The sequence below is a fragment of the Streptomyces flaveus genome, from assembly GCF_014647675.1.
In the GTDB taxonomy this organism is placed as follows: Bacteria; Actinomycetota; Actinomycetes; order Streptomycetales; family Streptomycetaceae; genus Streptomyces; species Streptomyces flaveus.
Genome location: NZ_BMPQ01000015.1, coordinates 202,620 through 205,844, shown reverse-complemented (window position 1 = coordinate 205,844; position 3,225 = coordinate 202,620). Strand labels below are relative to the sequence as shown.

Genomic DNA, 3,225 nt, shown 5'->3' with positions numbered 1-3,225 from the left:
AAGGAACGGACGCTTCCTTCGTACTCACCCGAGAGACTCTCTCGCGGCTTTCCTCCGGGCTTCCCTTCGGTGTTTCCAACGTTACCAGACCCTTTCGGATCCGATTCCCCGTCGGAGGGGATTTGTCATTAGGCTCCAAGATTTCCCTTGCGGCCTTTCGACATTCACTACGTTAACCGATCCTCCCCGGCAACTCATAATCGAGTCCCGCGAGGTTGGATTACGGCACGCAGACGCGCCGAACTCACCCTCGCTGAGAGGAAGTCGTAGGTAGTGGGTTGGCCGCTTCCGGCTGCTGGCTGAACGCCGTACCCGGTTCAAGCGGCTCGGGCTACATTACGGATCGCCCACGGACGCGTCAAGTTCGGCGACGACGGGGCGTATGGGCCCGGTAAGGACTCACCGTCGGGTCGTCAGCGATCCAGAAGCGCCAGGGGTGGACGCCTCCGTCGCCGGCCACACCGGTGCGTGGACCGTTGCGCACCTGGTCGGGGCGTACGGGTATGCCGGTGAGAAGGGTCAGGGGGGGACCCTCGGGGGCGCAGGCGTCCGTGCCATCGAGGGCTCTGTCGACGTCCAGGGCTGTGGCCAGGCGGGCGGGGCCTTTGGCCAGTTCTTTGTCGCATCGGGCCGAAAGTCGACGTTTGCGGGCGAGTTCTACTCCCTCGGTGATCTCTCCGGCGCGGAGCAGGACCGCGCTTGCCCTGCCCTCCGGACCGCACACCAGGTTCATGCAGTGCCACATGCCATAGGTGAAGTAGACGTACACATGACCAGGCGGACCGAACATCACGTCGTTGCGGGCGGTGCGACCGCGATACGCGTGGGAGCCGGGGTCGTTCGGGCCGTCGTAGGCCTCGACCTCTGTGAGGCGGAGCGCGATCGGTCCGTCCGGGGTGGTGCGCACGAGGATGCGTCCCAGAAGGTCGGGGGCGACGTCCAGTACAGGGCGGTCGAAGAACTCCCGGGGCAGGGGCGTACGGTCAGGGGCCGCGATCATGGCGTACGAGCGTAGTGGAAACGTGTGACGGTGAGCGGGGTGACCGGGGAACGGCCGTCTTGCCAGGGTGAGGCTTGCCAGGGTGAAAGGGCGCGGAACCGGACACGGTCGGATCGCGTGTGTAGGGATCAAGGAACCGGACAGTGACAGGCGTTGCCTGAGGAGGAAAAGACATGGGGTTCAAGCGGCTGCTTGCGAGCCTGGGGGCCGGTGGGGCTTCGGTCGAGACGGTACTGACCGAGGTGAATGTCGTTCCCGGCGGCGTCGTTCAGGGTGAGGTGCGGATCCAGGGCGGGTCCGTGAAGCAGGAGATCGAAGGGCTCTCCGTCGGGCTTCAGGCTCGGGTCGAGGTGGAGGGGCAGAACGACCAGGAGCTCCAGCAGAACATGGAGTTCACGAAGATGCGGCTCGGCGGTGCCTTCGAGCTGCAGGCGAACGCGGTGCACGCGGTGCCGTTCGGGCTGGAGATCCCGTGGGAGACGCCGATCACGACCATCGACGGTCAGCCGCTGCGCGGGATGAACATCGGTGTGACCACGGAGCTCGAGATCGCGCGTGCCGTGGACTCCGGTGACCTGGACCCGATCAGTGTGCATCCGCTGCCGGCGCAGCAGGCGATTCTGGGCGCCTTCATTCAGCTGGGCTTCCGGTTCAAGAGCGCGGACATGGAGCGCGGTCACATCCGGGGTACGCGGCAGAAGCTGCCGTTCTACCAGGAGATCGAGTTCTTCCCGCCGCAGCAGTACCGCGGTCTCAACCAGGTCGAGTTGAGCTTCGTCGCGGATGAGCGCGAGATGGACGTCGTCCTGGAGATGGACAAGAAGCCGGGTCTGTTCAGTGAGAGCAGCGACACGTTCCGGTCGTTCAAGGTGGGGCTGAACGACTTCCAGGGGACCGACTGGGCGGCGTACCTCAACCAGTGGCTGTCCGAGGTCGGCAGCCGCCGTAACTGGTTCTAGGCTCGGGAACGAAAGACTCCACTGAGCAGAACCGATCAGGAGGTGCCGAGGTGACCGAGCCCAAGAGGCCGCCGCTTCCCCATGACTTCCATCCGACCGTGCCGTCTTTCACGGTGACGAGCGAGGACGTCGAGCCGGGCGCGGTGCTGAAGGACGCTCAGGTCTACGCGGCTGGGAACACCTCGCCGCAGCTGCGCTGGGAGGGCTTCCCGCCGGAGACCAAGAGCTTCGCCGTGACGTGCTTCGACCCCGATGCCCCTACGGGGAGCGGGTTCTGGCACTGGGTCGTGTTCGACATCCCGGTGTCGGTCACCGAGTTGCCGGCGGGTGCGGGCAGCGGCAAGTTCGAGGGGTTGCCGGAGGGCGCGGTGCAGGCGCGCAACGACTACGGGACGAAGGACTTCGGCGGTGCCGCGCCGCCGCCCGGAGACCCGGCGCACCGTTACGTGTTCACCGTGTACGCGGTGGATCAGGAGAAGCTCGGTCCTGACGCGGACGCCACCCCGGCTTTCGTGGGCTTCAACTTGCGTTTCCATACGCTGGCGAGGGCGCAGCTCATCGCCGAGTACGCGGCGCCCGCGGAGAGTTGAGCGTTCACTGAACGTTTGCCCGCCTCTGGTCTTGGAATTGATCAGAGGCGGGCATTTTTTTATTGCGTTGTCCATCTCGGCGTGCCCGGCCAGAGTTGATCCAAGCCCGCCAGGGGGTGGGCCGGTGCGCATAGGAGGTGGGCTGGATGCGGGACACGCTGGTGCTGAACGCGAGCTTCGAGCCGCTGTCGACGGTGACGTTGAATCGAGCCGTCGTTCTGGTGCTGCAGGACAAGGCTGTCGTCGAGCAGGCCCACCCCGAACTGCGTATGCGCGGAGCGGTGGTCGACATACCGGCGCCCCGGGTGATCAGGCTGTGCCGCTATGTGAGGGTGCCCTTTCGAAGACAAGCTCCTTGGTCGAGGCGGGGTGTTCTGGTGCGTGACCGGCACAGGTGTGCGTACTGCGGCAGGCGGGCGACGACCGTGGACCATGTGGTGCCGCGGGCGCAGGGTGGTAGGGACTCCTGGCTGAATACGGTGGCCTCGTGTGCGGAGGACAACCACCGCAAGGCGAACCGGACTCCGGAGCAGGCGGGTATGCCGCTGCTGCGGGAGCCGTTCGAGCCGACGCCTGCGGACGCGATGCTGCTGGCGCTGGGCCGGGACGAGTTCGACGCGTTGCCGGAGTGGCTGGCCCAGCCGGCCGCATAGGGCGTACGTGACTGGGGCCCGCC

4 protein-coding genes are annotated in these 3,225 nt (G+C 66.1%); 3 read left to right on the top strand and 1 reads right to left on the bottom strand.

Annotated elements, in window-relative coordinates:
* Nucleotides 1-358: 358 nt before the first annotated feature.
* Nucleotides 359-1,000 carry a DNA-3-methyladenine glycosylase gene (locus IEZ21_RS27420; protein ID WP_189324543.1) on the bottom strand — a complete coding sequence of 214 codons (642 nt, stop codon included), beginning with the start codon at nucleotides 998-1,000 and terminating at the stop codon, nucleotides 359-361.
* A 173-nt stretch (nucleotides 1,001-1,173) separates the two neighbouring features.
* On the opposite strand from IEZ21_RS27420, the gene IEZ21_RS27415 reads away from it, so the two are divergent.
* The 3 genes from IEZ21_RS27415 to IEZ21_RS27405 all read left to right on the top strand — a co-directional run bounded on the left by IEZ21_RS27415 (nucleotide 1,174) and on the right by IEZ21_RS27405 (nucleotide 3,202).
* Nucleotides 1,174-1,959 (top strand): sporulation protein, encoded by a 786-nt coding sequence (locus IEZ21_RS27415; protein WP_189324542.1) that lies wholly within the window; start codon nucleotides 1,174-1,176, stop codon nucleotides 1,957-1,959.
* A 50-nt stretch (nucleotides 1,960-2,009) separates the two neighbouring features.
* Nucleotides 2,010-2,549 carry a YbhB/YbcL family Raf kinase inhibitor-like protein gene (locus tag IEZ21_RS27410; RefSeq protein WP_189324541.1) on the top strand — a complete coding sequence of 180 codons (540 nt, stop codon included), beginning with the start codon at nucleotides 2,010-2,012 and terminating at the stop codon, nucleotides 2,547-2,549.
* A gap of 146 nt (nucleotides 2,550-2,695) precedes the next feature.
* A complete protein-coding gene (locus IEZ21_RS27405) occupies nucleotides 2,696-3,202 on the top strand; it encodes an HNH endonuclease (protein WP_189324540.1) in 507 nt (168 codons plus the stop codon).
* Nucleotides 3,203-3,225 lie beyond the last annotated feature (23 nt).